Here is a 16459-nt window from a genome sequence, read left to right as displayed (position 1 = left end):
TATTTATTTAGCCGATTTGGTCTGCGCTTTTTTTGCCCGAATAACGATGCGAGCCAAAGTGAAGCTCTCTTTTTATGGTTTGAGAGGGCCATCTCAGAATTTATGTATAAGTTTGTCAAGTGATTAACCATCCAACTTGTGATTTATGCCTACCCTATCTATTATTATACCGATTTATAATGTTGAGCGCTACCTTAGGCGATGTCTTGACGCCCTTGTGGAGCAGAGTCTATTGCCTTATGAGGTGATTTTGGTCAATGATGGGACCCCTGATAATTCTGGTACCATTGCTAAAGAGTATGCCGATAAGTACCCCTTTATGCGGTATATAGAGCAAGAGAATCAAGGTGTTTCAGCTGCCCGGAATAAAGGCTTGTCACTAGCCACAGGCGACTTCGTCACCTTCTGTGATCCAGACGATTATTTTGTTCCCTATTTCTGCGAAGAAATAGTAAAAATTATAGATCAACAATCTGCCGATCTCTATCACTATACTTATCAAAAGACATTTAGTGGCTCTGGTCGTGAGTTTGCTGGTGATCTTGGAGTAGCTAAGCTCACACCAATCTATTGTGATGCACTTCTCAAAGGGAAGGTGAAGCTAGGTGAAATGATGGTCTGGATGAATGTGTATAAAAGGTCGATTGTTACTAAATATTGCATTCAATTTCCGGAGGGAATTGTGATTCATGAGGATGAGGTGTTTAATTTGAGGTATTATAGGCATTCAAACTTACTACTGAATATTGACAAAGCCTTTTATGTCTATTATATAAGAGAGGAAGGGGCTACCTCTCAAAGTTATGGGGGATTTAACTTCCAAGCGGTACATTCATTTTACAGAAATGCAATAATACTCCTTGAGGAATGGAAAGGTGATACCCCACAAGCGGTAACTGACTGCATTAGTAATTATATCCTTCAGTACTTTCGTGCTTTTGCATTAAAAGAGCCTCTTTCAAAAGTTGAGCAATTTGAAGTTGAAGAAGGACTTAAGGAGATAATGGACACTGTAAATAGGTACGATGTAAAGCTTCGAAATGGCTTGAAATATAAGTTGATTAGTAGCTTTTTTCCGCTTTCACGCAAGTTGTATAGGGCTAAGAGATTTATTAAAAGTAAACTTTTGTCGAAGTGAAACACGCCTACTTGATATTGGCTCATGGGGATTTTGAGCTGCTACAGTGTCTCGTCTCTGCCCTTGATGATGAGCGGAACGACCTTTATGTCCATGTGGATAAAAAGGTGAAGGAGCTTCCTTCGCTAACGGTTCATAAATGTCGGCTCTACCTAATTGATGAGCGGATAGATGTGCGATGGGGCTCTGTGCGAATGCTTGAGGCAGAGTTTGCCCTTTTAAGGGCTGCTACCAGTAGAGATAGTTATCAGTACTATCACTTAATATCGGGAGCCGATCTTCCCCTCAAGTCTCAAGATGAGATCCATGCTTTCTTCTCTGCACACCAAGGCCAGGAGTTTATCGGCTACAGCCAGTATGATTACTCAAAGGAGGTGATGAGAAAGGTGCATCGCTACCACCTTTTTGATGATCACTTCAAGGGGAAGGGGCTCTCATCCTTCCTGATGAAAGCCACTAGGTCATAATTGAGAATGTTGCACGAAGTGCCATTTCCGCACATTTGACGCAAATGTGCTGAGACTTTGAACGAAGGATGAGATGCAAGACGCTGAGGATAAGGCTGAAGGGAGCGTACTCACGTACGTGACCGAAGCCGAATTCCGAAAGCAACGCAGCAGATCGCCTTCGTGCAACAGTCTCTAATTACAAGATACATCATCTACTCTAGAGAGGTAAATCGACCGCTTGCGGTCGGAAGGATCCTAGCCCCTGGTCGGAGGGCTAGCCCGAACGACCAGGGGAATGCGGTAATCTCCTACCCACCCCTACGACCTCCCCTTGTGAGAGGTCGGACACCTTGGGCTAGGAATAGACACCGTGCAATATTCTCAATAAGTGAATGCCAATAATAAATGGAGCTACAGCCGAAAGGGCTATAGCTCCATTTATTATTCTCCAAGGAGAGAGGGTTTTATGCCTCTACCTCAATAGCGATCTGACCTCTATAGTAGCCGCACTCTGGACATACAGTATGGTATACGTGATAAGCACCACAGTTTGGGCACTTAGCTAGAGTAGGTGCAGTAGCTACATCATGGGTTCTACGCTTACGGGTCTTGGACTTTGATTGACGTCGTTTAGGATGTGCCATATTGATATAATCTCTATTTAATTATTATTTTTATTCTTATTTATTTTCTCCTTCAGCTCTGCCCACATTGGGTCGTGTGGGTTGTTTTCTGTGGGTGGTTCCATCTCTAGGTGGCTCACCACTTCAGGGTCGCACTCACTGATATCCTCATGTACTCTTATGGATGGCAAGCTTAGTGCCAGGAGCTCGTATGCTATCCACGAAAAGTCATAGACTGGATCCTGAGCATCGAGAGTGATTTCCTCGTCGTTTTCGTCATCAAGAGCAGAGCCAAGTATCACCTCCACATACTCTTCGGCCTCTACATCTAGCTCCATTGGGGCTAGGCAACGATCGCACTCCACAGAAACTATCCCACTGTAGCCAAAGGTCAGTTTGAAGCGGTTGGCGGTGAGTGGAGCTACTGTGAGCACGAGGTCTACGTCACCCCCTAAAAGCTCTGTCGCCTCGACCTCATCAAAGAAGTCGTCCCCTAGGTGGAAGCTGTAGCTCTCAGTCTGCTTTGGAGGGTGCGTGAAGTCAAGTGTCAAGTGATTATACTTATCCATCTTATCTCTTCTCCATGCAATATAGGATATACCTATATAAAACGTGGCAAAGTTACAAAAATATGTGGCAAGTACCAACTATTACCTCGTTGGGTTACTAATTTTAAGGATGCCATCGAATGCAAATGCCTTTATCTACGCAATAAAATGAAAAATATAGCTGAATATAGGACGGTCTAATGTGCCTTTGTAACCCATTGATATTTAGCATGCTATGAAAGCAAAAACTTAGTTGCATCTCAGCGATTGCTTAGTTGCAACTCGCCGATTGCTTAGTTGCATCTCGTCAATTGCTTACTTGCATCTCGGTTTTTGCTTAGCTGTACCTGTTCAATCTGCCCGATTTATGAACGTGCTTCCAAGCTACTATAATTATAATATGGTGCTGATCTCTTTGAAGGCAAAGTGCTCTTTGCCTCTCGTGGCTGACTCTATCTCTAGCAGCCCATTGGGGAGTACCTGTTGGATCGTGCCGAGGAACCGCTCGCCAGATGGGAGCTGGTATTCTTGTTCCTGCTGGTAGCTATATAGGTGTTGGTGGTACTGTTTTCGGAGTGCCTCTACATCGTCCGCAAGTCTCTCCATCTCTTGCTGGAGCAGTTGAGCTATCTCTCGGACCATTGAGTGGTGCCACGCTTCGTAGTTTTCAGGAAAGGTAACGCCTTCAAGTGCCAAAGAGGTGGCCACTGGGTGGTAATCACCAAATTGAGCCTGCTTCACATTGAGCCCAATCCCCACAATAGTGTAGTTGAGTCGGTCGCCCAACCATTCGTTTTCCGTAAGAATACCTGCGATCTTACGCCGGCCTATTAGGAGGTCATTGGGCCACTTAATGGCTATCTCGGCGGGCTGAATATAGCGCGAGAGGAGCGTGAAAAGCGCTAACGAGGTGACTCTATTGAGGTCAAAGGTGGTGACCCCATGTGGTAGCTCCGGACGTAGTAAGATAGAGCAAGAGATGTTTTGTCCTGGCTCACTCTCCCAGCTATTGCCTCGCTGCCCTCGCCCTGAAGTTTGGGTGTGGGTATCTACTATGGTGTAGGCTGGTAGCTCGGGATCCTTTATGAGCAGCTCGCGGAGGTAGTTATTCGTTGATCCTATCTGCGTTAGGTGTATCAGACTTTCCATGCTTTCTCTGTCGGATGTAGTAGATAACGGTGCCGATGCCTGCCAATAGTAGAAGCAGGTTGCCAATATTAGCGACCAACTCGGTGGTGTGCAGCGTTTTGGGATCAAAGACAAACTCAATCTGATGCTGACCCGCAGGAACCACTAAGGCACGGAGTAGGTAGTCGGCCCTTAAGATCTCTGCTGGTGCTCCATCGATAGTGGCGTGCCAACCGTGTGGATAGTAGATTTCGCTGAAAACGGCGAGCCCCTCTTGTGCGTTGCTACTTTGGTAGGTAACTTTATTGGGGCTATAGCTTGTAAGCTTTATCTGTGCGGTGCTATCTGGGGTAATGGTGGTGGGCAGATGCTTTGCAAAGTCGCTTCCTACCACAGCTACCTCCTGCAGTGATACCTTGCCGATGGTGGTAAATTCATCATCGGGGGTATCCACCTTTTGAGCCTTGGAGACAAACCAAGCATCTCCGTAGGTGTCGGGGTCAGCAATGGCCACTTCTCGGCCAAGGCTATCAGGGATAATGTAGTACTTCGTATTGAGTGCCCGAAGGATATTGAGGTCTTGGTGCACTAGGTACCCCTCAATCAGGTCTTGATACCTCTGTAGTTTCGCCGCATGGTAGCCACCTACTGAGCGGTGATTGTAGGAGGTGGTGGCGTCGTTAAAGGTATTCACCGCAAGATTGAGTACTCTGAATTGAGTGGTATCGGCAAGGATTATCTTATCGGCCTCCGTGGTATGGGATACCTTTGCCTGTACGCTCCGCTGTGGTAGATACTTCTCATCATTGAGGTACCGCTTGTCTACACTCCAAAGGTCTACTAAGATGAGTAGGAATAGAAGCGAGAGCATCCACTCCTTATTGAGTTTCTCCTTTTGATAAAAGTAAAGGATAACAATGCCGAATAGTAGCACTATGATGGTACGCAGTGCATCGGCCTTGAAGATGCCTTCGCGCACCTGCTCAAGGGCACTCCGCACAAGTGCCACCTCTTGGTTTTCTGCCGTAAGGGTGCTAAAGGTCTCTGCTTCAGCACGGCTAAGAAAGCCTCCTGATAGACTTGGAGCTACCCACATCAGGAGGGCGATTCCAAGGGTGAGGGCTACCGAAATGATAGCGGCCTTTTTGTGCTCTTTGAGTAGCTGTGGCTGGGTTGTGAGCAGATATAAAGCCCAAATGGCGAAGAGGGGTAGGGTAAATTCTGCCACCACTAGTATGGAGGAGGGGGTGCGGAACTTATCGTAGAGGGGGAAGTGATTGATGAATAATTCGCTCAGCCACATCAGATTGTGCCCCCACGAGAGCATAATGGTAAGTATGGTGACCACTACCAAGCCCCATTTCATCGGACCCTTGGTTACGATCATCCCGAAGATGGCGAGTAGTAGCACAATGGCTCCGACGTAGACTGGCCCAGCGGTAAAGGGCTGGTCGCCCCAATATCTATTCTGCTGCGCCACGATTCCGACGAGTTGTGGGTCGCTAACACCCCTATTTTGTGCCTCCTCAATACCGATATATCCCGAGGCACCTCCCTTGGCATCGGGGATTAAGAAGGTAAGCATCTCATCAATGCCGTAGCTCCACTGTGTGATATAGGCGTGGTCAAGACCCGTAGTGGTGGCCTGCTTATCAGTCGCCTGGTCTAGCACCGTAATCTCTCGTCCACCTCGCATCGTCTCTTGGCTATACTGATAGGTGTGGTAGAGGCTGGTGCCATTGATTGCAATGCCCACTAATCCCGCAGCGAGTACGGTACCAGTTGCCTTTGCGAAGTGCAACCACTCTTTTTTGTGTGCCGCCTCGATGCCCCACGCCACCACCATTGCTACCATTACGAAGGCGAAGTAGTAGCTCATCTGGATATGATTGGAGTAGATCTGCAGGGCAGTGAAGAGCCCAGTGACGAAGAAGCCGAGGAGATACTTTCGCCGATGAAATACCAGTACCAGTCCGGCGATTGTGGGTGGTATATAGGTGAGGGCTAGGAGTTTCCAGATGTGTCCAGCATCAATCAGAATCAGGAAGTAGCTTGAGAAAGCCCACATAATGGCCCCGCCAATAGAGAGTAGCCGCTTCAATCCCCAGCTTCGCATGAAGATATAGAAGCCTATGAGTAGCATGAATATCAGGTAGCTATCCCCAGGTAGGAAGTTGAGGAATGGAAGGCGAAGGCGGTAGAGGTTTTGTGCTACCTTGATCCCCTCTGCCGAGGGGTAGGAGGGGGAGATTTGGTAGGTAGGCATGCCCCCGAAGAGGCTACCGGTCCAGTAAGAGCGTTCGCCAGTCTCCGCTTTGTACTCCACCACATCACGTCCAGTACCTGAGGCGGCGGCACCATCGGCCTGAAAGAGTACTCTGCCCTCAAAGGCGGCGGGGGTGAAGTAGGCAAGTGAGATGACTAAAAATAGCAGTACCACACCTATTATATAGCCCCACGGTTTGAACTTTAACTGGGATATTCCACTCTTCTTCATATCTTATGCCTCTAATCTATTGACTACTTTGAACTCTGGGAACTGCTCCTCCACGAGCTTGTACATATATTCTAGTGCCGCCTCTCTCTCATTGGGGATGATCCCGTCAAGGATGGCGTCTTTGATCTGTTCTTTGATTAAGCCCAGCTCTCTCCGTGGGGTGAGCTGGTAGATATGCATGATATCATTGCCACTGACGGGTGGTTGGAAGTTGCGAATCCGATCCTTCTCCTCTATCTCTACCAACTTCTCTCGCACCAGGGCGAAGTTCTGTAGATACTTCTGCACCTTCGCAGGGTTTTTACTGGTCAGGTCGCATTCACAGAGGGTCATCAAGTCGTCGATATCATCTCCCGCTTCAAAGAGAAGGCGACGAATAGCCGAGTCGGTCACCCCTTCATCGGCAAGCTGAGCAGGCCGCATATGCAGGCGAACGAGCTTTCGGATGTACTCTAAGCGCTCTCCTAGTGGAAGCTTGATGCGACGAAAGAGTCTAGGCAACATCTTCTGACCAACATAGTCGTGGTTGTGAAAGCTCCACCCGATGCCCGACTCAAATCGCTTGGTGACAGGCTTCCCAATATCGTGAAAGAGGGCGGCAAGGCGTAGGTAACTATTGTCACTCACCTTTGCTACGTTATCCACCACTATGATGGTGTGGACGAAGTTGTTTTTATGCCCGATGCCCTCCTTGGTCTCGGCTCCTTTGAGTGCCGAAACTTCGGGGAGATATTGATCCATCAACCCTGTCCGCTGCATCAGTCCTAGCCCTATTGAGGGCTTGGGAGAGTCAATGATCTTCATAAATTCCGTCGTTACACGCTCTATGGAGACCACTGGCGGCTTGAGCCGCTTCGCATTTCGGCGGATGGAGCTAAAGGCTTCGTCACACACCTGAAAGTTGAGCTGACTTGCAAAACGTACTGCTCGCATCATACGGAGTGGGTCGTCCGAAAAGGTTTGGTCGGGGTCTAGCGGTGTGCGGATCACGCTATTCTGTAGGTCGGCAATTCCGCCAAAAGGATCATGCAGAGTGCCACGCTTCTCACCATTGAGTGTGATGGAGAGGGCGTTGATAGTGAAGTCGCGTCTTGCTTCGTCCTCCTCAAAAGTTGCCTCCTCCACAATCGGCTTGCGACTATCTTGGCGGTAACTCTCTTTTCGGGCACCTACAAACTCTAAGTCCAGGCCATGCCAGTGGATTTGTGCGGTGCCGAACGACTTGAATACCGATAGTTTGGCACCCTTGCCAAGACGCTGAGAAAGCTCTTTGGCGAGGCGGATGCCACTGCCGAGGGTTACGAAGTCGAGGTCTTGCTTGAGCTCTCCTTTGAGGATAAGGTCGCGTACGGCTCCTCCCACTAGTCGCACCTCTTGCCCCACCTCATCCGCCGCCGCTGCGATGGTAGAGAGGAGTTGCTCACCAAGTTTCTCGGTAAGTTGTTGATATATGATGGATGGTTCTTTACTCATCTTGATAACTCTTCACTTTTCAATTCAAAGGGCACTCGCCTACTTCATCCGCTTGATGATGGAGTAAGCCTTGAAGTAGCCCAAAGCTCCAGCCTGGCTAAGGTCATTATCCCCCAGTTGCTTCTCCCCGATAGCATAGTGGCAGAGCCCTCTATTAAAGTAGGCGGAGCCTAGTGTTGGCTCTAGCTTAAGCACCTGGTTGTAGTACTCAATCGCCTCGCTATAATTGCCCATGGAGGCCTTGATATAGGCAATGTTGAATAGGGCTGGCACATAATTAGGGATTAGCTCAAGCACCACTTTTAGGTCGGTAAGTGCCTCCTCCGAAATGGCTTTCTTCTTGAGGTACTCCTTTGAGAGAGTACTATTCATACTGATACCGAGCCTATTTTGGCTATTCCTTTCTCCGTCCTTAGCACTCTCTGCCTCGTAAGCAAGGATTCGCGAGGTGGCTCTTTGGAAATAGGGCGCTGGGTCTTCTGGAATCGCCTCAATAATCTGCCCCATCGTCTGTACCACAGCATCGTGATCCTTAATGGTAAGTTGGTCGAGAGCCAGATGCATCATTGCTTCGGCAGAGTGGGGGATGCTGAGGTCAAAACTATCCACTGCATTGATGTGCTTCTGCAACTCCGCTTGCGATAACTGCGGTAGATGCTCCACCACCAGCACACCATACTCCTCTGTAGGTAGCCCAATGGCCGAGGAGTAGGCCGTATTGGTATTGGTCTTCAGTTGCTTATCCACCGCCACATAGTAGGAGAGCGTAAAGAGTGGTTCTGGCTCTATCAGCACCTCTCTATCCTGTATACGACCACGGATACCCTGCTCCTCCGTGTAAAGCTCGTCGTATGCCTTTTGCTGGCTAGCATAGACGAGCGACCTAAACTTTTGGATATTATCATCCTTCTCGCTACGTACCCGCTCCGTTTCCTCTGCCAGTGCAGCTTGCTTTGCTTGTTGTGACGTGGCCTTTTGGAGGGTACCTTTGTCGTAGGTCATCTTCGAGGCAAGGTAAAGGTCCTCCCGAGCCGCCTGCGACTTTCCTTGTCCCGTTCGGGCATCTGCACGCTCTACAAGAGCTGGTAAGAAGGTAGGGTAGCGCTCAATGATTCTATCCAAATCGGCCTCTGCTACTTGGTAGTCGCCGATTTGGTTTGAGATAATAGCACGGTTGAAGAGAGCAAAGTAGTTATTCGGCTCCCGCTGCACCACCTTGTTAAAGTCCTCCTGTGCCGCATTGATTTCTCCCACTTGGCTCCGCAGAAGTGCCCTATTGTAGAGTGCCAGCGTATTAGTCGGATCCAGTTCAATGGCAACAGAATAGTCCGCCATTGCCCCTTTGATATTGTACTGCTGATACCTCACAATCCCTCGATTGAGATAGAGCTCTGCCCTATCTGGCATATACTCCATCGCCCGATTAATGTACCCCTCCGCTTCGCTATAGTTCCCTCTGTCGTACGAGATACCTGCCATCGAGAGGTAAGCCCCCGAGAGGGTGGGTGAGATAGCAAGAGCCTTCTCAAATAGATCGATTGCAGCCACTGTATCCCCTCTCTCAAGCTGAAAGCCACCATCTATCATATACCCTTCTGCATAATCAGGATAATAGCGATGGAGGTGATCCAAAGTCGCCCTTGTGCCGATGCTATCCTTCAGCGCCATCCGAAGCAAAGCAGAGTTGTGGAGAGCCCCTTTGTGGTCGGGATTATCCTGTAGCACCACCTTGTAATCTTCCAACGCAAGGGAATCCTTGCCGAGCGTGTGCCGACTGATGGCCCTAAGGTAGTACGAGCCAACTAGAAAGGGATTTCGCTCAATGGCGGCACTGCTATCCGCTTCCGCTCCTAGGTAATCATCTAGTGAATACTTAGAAAGCCCGCGATAATAGTAAGGTTCGGCGAGATATGGTGCACTCTGTATGGCCGAATTGAAGTATTGTATCGCCAGTACATAGTCCTTGAAATAGATCGCGTTCTGCCCCACAGAGATCACCCGTTGGGTATCTATCTGTGCCTGCAGAGCTAGGGTACTCCCACCTAGGAGCCCCATCACGATCAGCACCACTCTCCCAAAACCTTTCAACATATCTACTTCGTAATCACCTTGTAGTGAGCCCTTACTTGCCCACGACTCATCTTCTGTAGCTTCCGCTTAATCATCGCCTTCCGCATTGGATTGACCCTGTCGGTAAAGAGCGTCTGCTCCAGATGGTCGTACTCATGCTGTATCACCCGAGCATTAAATCCCGAGTAACTCTCCTCGTGAGGCACCATCTGCTCATCTAGGTACTTAATTGTAATCTGCTTGGGGCGATCTACATTTTCGTTCAGCCCTGGTAGACTGAGGCACCCCTCCTGCATCGTACAGCTCTCCTCACTATACGCCGTGATTGTAGGATTGATAAATACCTTTTTAAAGCCCTTGCTATCGGGGAAGTCGTCCCCCAGAGGATCCGCATCGACCACAAAGAGACGGATCGCCTTCCCCACCTGAGGGGCTGCCAATCCCACCCCATCCGAGGCGTACATTGTCTCAAACATATTCTCGATTAGCTTCCCTAGCGACGGAAACTCCTCCTCCGTCACCTCCCTCGTCTTCTCTCGTAGCACCTCTGTGCCATAGACATATATAGGTAGTTCCATTACTTCTTCTTGTACTTCTCTTGATATATTCTACTCTCCATAAATCCTTGTAAGATGATTACCGCACTCACCTCATCGGCAATTCCCTTTTCACGGCGCTTCATCTTGCCCAGCCCCGCATCTATCATCGCCCTTTGAGCCAATACCGTAGTAAATCGCTCGTCAAACCGTATGACTTCCACTGTTGGCAAAAGTTTACGCAGACGGTTCACCACCGGCTCAATATACTTCACGCTCTCCGAGTCAGTGCCGTCGGCCTGCTTTGGCTCCCCCACTACAATCAGGTCGATAGGCTCCTTTTCAGCATACTCCTTGAGCCATTGAGCCACCTCGTGAGTGGGCTGAAAACCAAGCCCATTCGGCACTATCTGAAGCAAGTCGGTAGCGGCTACTCCCGTTCGCTTTCGCCCAATATCGAGTGCTACAAGGCGTCCCATAGCAGCTGCTGTATTGTCTTTCCCGTCACCGGGTCCACCACGTTGGGTGCTATCTCCGCCAGTGGCTTGAGTACAAACAGACGCTCCCTAAACCTAGGGTGCGGGATTGTGAGCCCCTCCTGCTCCACTACTTCATCACCATAGAGGATAAGGTCGAGGTCAATACTCCGATCCTTGTAGATGCCCGAGTGGCTCTTCTCGCTCCGTCCTAGCTCCCGCTCTATCTCTTGCGTCACCTCTAGCAGTTGGCTTGGTGAAAAAGCGGTCACCCCCTCCACCACTTGATTGAGGAATAGATGCTCCGACTCAAAGCCCTCCGGCTCCGTCTCCAGCACCTGCGACTCCGCCACCACCTCCACACCCCTCATAGAGAGCTGCTGGATAGCTTGCTTTAGCGAGGCACCTCGATCTCCGATATTCGAGCCAAGGGCAATAAAAACCGTCTGCTTCACACCCATTCTCTTATCCTTACAGAATCAGCATGGCATCGCCATATTGCCCGAAGCGATACCCCTCCTTCACCGCTGTCTTGTAGGCCTTCATCACCTTGTCATAACCTCCAAAGGCAGCCACCAACATCAGCAACCACGAGTAAGGCATATGGAAGTTTGTCACCATCGCATTCTGTAGCCCATAGTGGTATTCAGGGAAAATAAACTTGCTCGACCAGCCATCGTACGGCTTCACAAATCCATCCATACTCACCGCCGTCTCAAGTGCCTTTGCCACCGAAGTCCCCACAGCCACGATACGCTTCTTTTGCTCTACCGCCTTGTTGATCGTGTCGCAAGTCTCCTGATTAATAATCATCCGCTCCGACCCCATCTTGTACTTCGAGAGGTCATCCACATCAATCTCATCATACATCACCCGGCTAGTGTGCAGTGTTAGCGACGTAAATCGTATATCCTTTAGCTCAAAACGCTTTATCAGCTCCCTACTGAAGTGAAGACCAGCTGCTGGTACCACTACCGCCCCCTCCTCCGTAGCATAGATTGTCTGATAACGATCCTCATCCTCAGGCTCTACAGGTCGGTGGATGTAGTCGGGTAGGGGCGTCTCTCCTAGCGAGAAAAGAGCCTCCTTAAACTCATCGTAGGTGCCGTCGTAGGCAAACTTCAATATTCGCCCCCTCGACGTGGTATTATCCACCACCTCAGCTACCAGCTCGTCATTCTCACCGAAAAAGAGCTTATTACCGATACGTATCTTACGAGCCGGGTCCACCAACACATCCCACAGCATCGGTTCATTCAGCTCACGGAGGAGAAACACATCGATCATCGCATTCGTCTTCTCCTTATTTCCCACCAATTTAGCAGGGAATACCCGAGTATTATTCAGCACAAATAGGTCATCCTTTCCAAAGTACTCTAGGATCTCCTTAAATTGCTTATGCTCTATTTCCCCCGTATCCTTATGGAGTACCAAGAGACGGCTCTCATCCCTGTGTTTTTCAGGGTATTGTGCTATCTGCTCCTTAGGAAGCTTAAAATTAAAGTTCGATAGTTTATACTCCGCCATATTCATATATTCCTCCTTTTCCTTCTTAGTCAATAGTCATACGTTCCTCAATATACTCCTCAAACTGCTCCACCCCAATTCCCTCCGATGCTCTAAACTCCCCCACCGATTCACGGCGAAGGGCGGTCAGATAAGCACCACACTCTAGCGACCTCCCGATATCCCTTGCCAAAGCCCTGATATAGGTTCCCTTGCCACACACCACCCTGATGCGAATGTAGGGTAAGCTGTACACCAGTAGCTCAATACGGTCAATCCGCACCTCCTTCGCCTGTAGCTCCACCCCCTCTCCCTTTCGGGCCAATTCATAGGCACGGCTACCCGCCACCTTTACTGCCGAGAATATTGGTGGCACCTGCGGTATCACCCCCTCGTATTGCTTCAGCACCTCCTCCACCTTTTCCCTCGTGATATGCTCCGTGGAGAATGTGGCATCCTCTTCACTCTCAAGGTCAAAGGAAGGCGTCGTTGCCCCCAGCTTCAGCGTCGCCGTATACTCTTTCGGCAACTTCTGTACCTCCTCTATCCGTTTCGTGTATCGGCCAGTGCAGAGCACTACCACCCCCGTAGCAAGTGGGTCGAGCGTCCCCGCATGCCCCACCTTGAGCCGCTTCACTCCGAGCTTTTTACAAAGTAGCCACCTAAATTTATTCACCACATCAAAGCTGGTCCACTTGAGTGGCTTATCCACCACCACAAAGGTACCATCCGAAAAAATATTCTGAGGCACTTCGTGCGACTTATGATCTCTTTGGCTCTTTTGCATCATTCACTAAACTAGGGCTAGCTCCACCCCCATACCCATTAATACAAGTATCACTCCGCCTACCAAGATACGATAAACTCCAAAGGCAGCAAAACCGTGTCGCTTGAGGTACTTGATAAAAGTCTGTATCGCCACCATCGCCACTATAAAGGAGACTACATTCCCGATGAGTAGCGTGACCCAATGCTCCTGAAGGATATAGAGCGTATCGCTTTTCCAAAACTTGATCACCTCCAGTACAAAGGCTCCGAGCATCGTAGGTACAGCGAGGAAAAAGCTAAACTCTGCCGCCACCTCGCGCTTCAGCCCTACCGACATACCGCCCACGATCGTAGACATACTCCGCGACATACCGGGGCAAAACATCGCAATGGTCTGGAAAAGCCCAATGGCAAAAGCCTTGCCATACGTCACCTCCTCCTTGTGATTGTTGCGAATTAGGCGGTCAATAAAGAGCATCACCACACCTCCAATCAGTAGATTAAGAGCGATGATCCACACCTTGCCCAGCGCCTCATCCACCCAGTCATTAAAGAGCAGACCCAGTATCGCAGCAGGCACCACTCCCACTACCAGTAGGAAGTAAAAACGAAAACGGCTCAGCCCCCGCCGCCACTTTCGCTCCTCATGCCACATATCCTGGGGAAGGTCAAAACGAAAGAAACGTTTGAAGTAGAGCACCACCACCGAGAGGATTGCCCCAAATTGGATCATCACCGTAAACGCCTTCACATAGGGGGTCGGCTCCATCCCCATCAGGGCTTGAGCTATCACCAGATGTCCCGTGCTGGAGACCGGCAGGAACTCCGTGAGCCCCTCTACTATTGCCAGTATAATCGCTTCTATTATCGTCATAGCTTACTTCTCTTCCTCTCCTGAAGATTTCTTCGCTCCCTTGCCACGCCACAGCAGAGCCACCAGTAGCCCTACATACCCTAGCGTCAGCACCACAGGAGCCACCCCAATGCGGGTGCTATTGAATACCTCCGCGTTAAAGCTCACTCCGTCCTCCGACTTACCTCCGGCCAAAAGTAGATACCCCACCACCAGCACCGCCACTGATGCCAGAGCTATGTAGAGGTTCACCTTCCCAAAGCCGTATCCTTTGATCCTTTTATCTTCCCTGCCTTCCATATCTATTCACTATGCTCTGTAGAGCTTGTTTACATCCATTCTTAGGTACCTACTTACCGCTGCAGTAGCTGAAAGCCAACTGATTACTACGCCTAGCACCAGCACCACTGCCAACACTATGAGCCCACTCTCCACGGTCAGTACTGACCTTAGGAGAGGATAATGATTTCGGACATAATACCAGCCCCAAGTGAGGAAGCCACCAGCTACGATGGCCGCCATCACACCACTCCAGATATTGTACCAGACAAAGGGGCGGCGGATAAAGCGTGAGGTGGCACCCACCAGCTTCATCGTGTAGATCAAAAACCTCCGTGAGTAGATCAAGAGCCGAATGGTGTTATTGATCAGCACCATAGAGATGAGTAGCAGTAACCCCGAAAGTAGCGCCATCACCAGCGTCAGCCCACGGATATTATCATTCAGCTTATCCACCAAGTCCTGCCGATACCCCAGTGATTGCGTCAGTCGATACTGCTCCAGTCGGCGCTCTACCAATTGTAGACTATCCGCCGAAGCTACATAAGCCTCACCAAGCGTGATCTCAAAGGTGGGTGAAAGGGGGTTCCAACCGAGGAACTGCTCTGGGTTCTCTCCCAGCTCCTTCGTGAGTTCCTCCAACGCCTCCTCCTTTGAGTGCAGTACCACCTCTCGCACAAAGGGCTCTTTCCTCAGGTCCCGCTGCATCTGTGCCACCTCGTCGGGGTCGGCATCGGGCGTTAGAACTACGTTAAACGTTACCTGCTCCCGCACATAGCTACTCAAGCCACTGCCTACCAAACCAAGGAGTACCACCAGACCAAGCAAAAAGAGCACCATTGAGATACTGATGATGCTGATCACTCGCGAATGCCAAAAGCTACCAACCCTGCCAAGACCACCCCTTTTATCTCTACTCATAAAATATCTATCTACCTTACATTTATAGCCTCCACACCATAATATGCAAATCTACTAAATAATCACGACTGCACAATAAAATCACGACCGTGATGTTCAAGACAGAAGGTCCGACTCGTCTGACCTGTCCGACTTGTCTGATAAAGGTGCTCCTCTCGAGGTACCTTCCTCCTAAATAAATAGCCCATAATTTCCTCTAGGTAGTAGAGCAAAAGTGGAGTTGCAACTAAGCAATCGGTTAGTTGCAACTCGTCATTTGCTTAGTTGCAACTAACCGATTGCTTAGTTGCAACTCGGCTGAGGCGTTTTTACTGTTCTGTATTTCAATGGGTTACAAAAGGGCGGATTTATTACCTCCTGACAGCCCGCTTGAGCCTATGTTTCCCCGCTCCTTGCTGCCCAAAGAAAAGCCCTTGAAAGGCGGGTCAGTCAGCACTCCTATCGTACTGGACCTGACCTATCTTTCAAAGGCTATCTTTCTCCAGCAAAGTTACTAAAAGAATTGGCACCTGCAAAGTCAATTGTGGGCTACTCCAGGTGTTACGCATTAGAAGGTCTTACCATGAATGACCTCCCCCTCGTGGGAGGTCTGACGGATCATAGCCCCTAATCGAGGCTCGTAGAGCCGATGACTAGGGGACCAAAACCCGAACCACCCCTACCATTCGACCCCTTGTGGGTCGGACAACACATTCTAGGATTAATCTGATGCGGTTGTCCGACCCGCAAGGGGTCGTGGGATAGGGGGGATGACCGTTGATCCCCCGAGTCGGAGGGGGCCTAGCCCCCTCCGACTCGGGGGCTAGGATCCGTCGGACCTCCTGGCGGAGGTCCTTATCTATAGACTTTCCGATAGATGTAACTCGGTAAGACCCTTCTAATTGTGACCCATACACACAAGAGACTCTACGAAGATGAATACCCCTATATATATAGTGTGTGCCTGATAATAGCACGTTCAGATCACCAAAAAAAGGCGATTTCTAACAGGTTGATATTCAACACCATATATTTGCGTCAATTTAGTTGCAACTAAACTTTTGCCCCACCGTAGGGTAAAAATCCGCCCTTCGGATAACAGCCTTTAAGGGGTGCTGAGACACCCTGATCTCGGACCGATATAGATATCGGAGAGGGCAGCTATATCGGACAAGTCGGGCAGATCAATCAGAGCACCCTAGCGGGTGCTGCGAG

The 16459-nt window shown here is 49.6% G+C and carries 16 protein-coding genes; 2 read left to right on the top strand and 14 right to left on the bottom strand.

Features of this window, described 5'->3' with window-relative positions; all coding sequences use genetic code 11:
* The first annotated feature begins 145 nt into the window (after window positions 1-145).
* A complete protein-coding gene (locus tag MWL85_RS08825) occupies window positions 146-1138 on the top strand; it encodes a glycosyltransferase (RefSeq protein WP_244400441.1) in 993 nt (330 codons plus the stop codon).
* The gene (locus MWL85_RS08820; protein WP_244400440.1) at window positions 1135-1605 is read left to right on the top strand and encodes a beta-1,6-N-acetylglucosaminyltransferase; all 471 of its coding nucleotides are present in this window, start codon (window positions 1135-1137) and stop codon (window positions 1603-1605) included. Before MWL85_RS08825 ends, MWL85_RS08820 begins: the two co-directional genes overlap by 4 nt.
* Before the next feature lie 446 nt (window positions 1606-2051).
* On the opposite strand, the gene rpmF is transcribed toward MWL85_RS08820, so the two are convergent.
* The 14 genes from rpmF to MWL85_RS08750 all read right to left on the bottom strand — a co-directional run bounded on the left by rpmF (window position 2052) and on the right by MWL85_RS08750 (window position 15265).
* Window positions 2052-2231, bottom strand: a complete 180-nt coding sequence (gene rpmF, locus MWL85_RS08815) for a 50S ribosomal protein L32 (RefSeq protein ID WP_021903113.1) — start codon at window positions 2229-2231, stop codon at window positions 2052-2054.
* 17 nt (window positions 2232-2248) lie between these two features.
* Window positions 2249-2779: a YceD family protein gene (locus MWL85_RS08810; protein ID WP_018028441.1), complete on the bottom strand. Its 531-nt coding sequence runs from the start codon at window positions 2777-2779 to the stop codon at window positions 2249-2251.
* Window positions 2780-3151: 372 nt separating this feature from the next.
* Entirely contained in the window at window positions 3152-3907 is a 756-nt protein-coding gene (locus tag MWL85_RS08805; RefSeq protein ID WP_244400439.1) for a biotin--[acetyl-CoA-carboxylase] ligase, read from the bottom strand.
* Entirely contained in the window at window positions 3864-6383 is a 2520-nt protein-coding gene (locus tag MWL85_RS08800; protein ID WP_244400438.1) for a YfhO family protein, read from the bottom strand. Before MWL85_RS08800 ends, MWL85_RS08805 begins: the two co-directional genes overlap by 44 nt.
* A gap of 3 nt (window positions 6384-6386) precedes the next feature.
* Window positions 6387-7856 (bottom strand): CCA tRNA nucleotidyltransferase, encoded by a 1470-nt coding sequence (locus MWL85_RS08795; RefSeq protein WP_244400437.1) that lies wholly within the window; start codon window positions 7854-7856, stop codon window positions 6387-6389.
* 39 nt (window positions 7857-7895) lie between these two features.
* Entirely contained in the window at window positions 7896-9947 is a 2052-nt protein-coding gene (locus MWL85_RS08790) for a tetratricopeptide repeat protein (RefSeq protein WP_244400436.1), read from the bottom strand.
* Between the two features lie 2 nt (window positions 9948-9949).
* A complete protein-coding gene (gene def, locus MWL85_RS08785) occupies window positions 9950-10504 on the bottom strand; it encodes a peptide deformylase (protein WP_021903107.1) in 555 nt (184 codons plus the stop codon).
* Complete coding sequence (ruvX, locus tag MWL85_RS08780; RefSeq protein ID WP_244400435.1) at window positions 10504-10941, bottom strand: Holliday junction resolvase RuvX; 438 nt, start codon at window positions 10939-10941, stop codon at window positions 10504-10506. Before ruvX ends, def begins: the two co-directional genes overlap by 1 nt.
* On the bottom strand, window positions 10926-11399 hold the full coding sequence (folK, locus tag MWL85_RS08775) for a 2-amino-4-hydroxy-6-hydroxymethyldihydropteridine diphosphokinase (RefSeq protein ID WP_018028448.1): 474 nt from the start codon (window positions 11397-11399) through the stop codon (window positions 10926-10928). The genes ruvX and folK overlap by 16 nt, the downstream gene beginning before the upstream one ends.
* 10 nt (window positions 11400-11409) lie before the next feature.
* Window positions 11410-12465: a tRNA preQ1(34) S-adenosylmethionine ribosyltransferase-isomerase QueA gene (queA, locus tag MWL85_RS08770; protein WP_021903106.1), complete on the bottom strand. Its 1056-nt coding sequence runs from the start codon at window positions 12463-12465 to the stop codon at window positions 11410-11412.
* 25 nt (window positions 12466-12490) lie between these two features.
* On the bottom strand, window positions 12491-13234 hold the full coding sequence (gene truB, locus MWL85_RS08765; protein ID WP_244400433.1) for a tRNA pseudouridine(55) synthase TruB: 744 nt from the start codon (window positions 13232-13234) through the stop codon (window positions 12491-12493).
* Window positions 13235-13237: 3 nt separating this feature from the next.
* On the bottom strand, window positions 13238-14086 hold the full coding sequence (locus MWL85_RS08760) for an undecaprenyl-diphosphate phosphatase (RefSeq protein ID WP_070706640.1): 849 nt from the start codon (window positions 14084-14086) through the stop codon (window positions 13238-13240).
* A gap of 3 nt (window positions 14087-14089) precedes the next feature.
* The gene (locus MWL85_RS08755) at window positions 14090-14365 is read right to left on the bottom strand and encodes a DUF3098 domain-containing protein (RefSeq protein WP_070706642.1); all 276 of its coding nucleotides are present in this window, start codon (window positions 14363-14365) and stop codon (window positions 14090-14092) included.
* Window positions 14366-14374: 9 nt separating this feature from the next.
* The gene (locus MWL85_RS08750; protein WP_018028453.1) at window positions 14375-15265 is read right to left on the bottom strand and encodes a cell division protein FtsX; all 891 of its coding nucleotides are present in this window, start codon (window positions 15263-15265) and stop codon (window positions 14375-14377) included.
* Window positions 15266-16459: the final 1194 nt, after the last annotated feature.

The organism is Porphyromonas somerae (assembly GCF_022845615.1).
Taxonomy (GTDB): Bacteria; Bacteroidota; Bacteroidia; order Bacteroidales; family Porphyromonadaceae; genus Porphyromonas_A; species Porphyromonas_A somerae.
This window is presented reverse-complemented; position numbering and strand designations above follow the sequence as displayed.

Coding starts and splice junctions, on each gene's coding strand:
- MWL85_RS08825 (WP_244400441.1), top strand. CDS start 146: ATGCCTACCCTATCTATTATTATACCGATTTATAATGTTGAGCGCTAC.
- rpmF (WP_021903113.1), bottom strand. CDS start 2,231: ATGGCACATCCTAAACGACGTCAATCAAAGTCCAAGACCCGTAAGCGT.
- MWL85_RS08810 (WP_018028441.1), bottom strand. CDS start 2,779: ATGGATAAGTATAATCACTTGACACTTGACTTCACGCACCCTCCAAAG.
- MWL85_RS08805 (WP_244400439.1), bottom strand. CDS start 3,907: ATGGAAAGTCTGATACACCTAACGCAGATAGGATCAACGAATAACTAC.
- MWL85_RS08800 (WP_244400438.1), bottom strand. CDS start 6,383: ATGAAGAAGAGTGGAATATCCCAGTTAAAGTTCAAACCGTGGGGCTAT.
- MWL85_RS08795 (WP_244400437.1), bottom strand. CDS start 7,856: ATGAGTAAAGAACCATCCATCATATATCAACAACTTACCGAGAAACTT.
- MWL85_RS08790 (WP_244400436.1), bottom strand. CDS start 9,947: ATGTTGAAAGGTTTTGGGAGAGTGGTGCTGATCGTGATGGGGCTCCTA.
- def (WP_021903107.1), bottom strand. CDS start 10,504: ATGGAACTACCTATATATGTCTATGGCACAGAGGTGCTACGAGAGAAG.
- ruvX (WP_244400435.1), bottom strand. CDS start 10,941: ATGGGACGCCTTGTAGCACTCGATATTGGGCGAAAGCGAACGGGAGTA.
- folK (WP_018028448.1), bottom strand. CDS start 11,399: ATGGGTGTGAAGCAGACGGTTTTTATTGCCCTTGGCTCGAATATCGGA.
- queA (WP_021903106.1), bottom strand. CDS start 12,465: ATGGCGGAGTATAAACTATCGAACTTTAATTTTAAGCTTCCTAAGGAG.
- truB (WP_244400433.1), bottom strand. CDS start 13,234: ATGATGCAAAAGAGCCAAAGAGATCATAAGTCGCACGAAGTGCCTCAG.
- MWL85_RS08760 (WP_070706640.1), bottom strand. CDS start 14,086: ATGACGATAATAGAAGCGATTATACTGGCAATAGTAGAGGGGCTCACG.
- MWL85_RS08755 (WP_070706642.1), bottom strand. CDS start 14,365: ATGGAAGGCAGGGAAGATAAAAGGATCAAAGGATACGGCTTTGGGAAG.
- MWL85_RS08750 (WP_018028453.1), bottom strand. CDS start 15,265: ATGAGTAGAGATAAAAGGGGTGGTCTTGGCAGGGTTGGTAGCTTTTGG.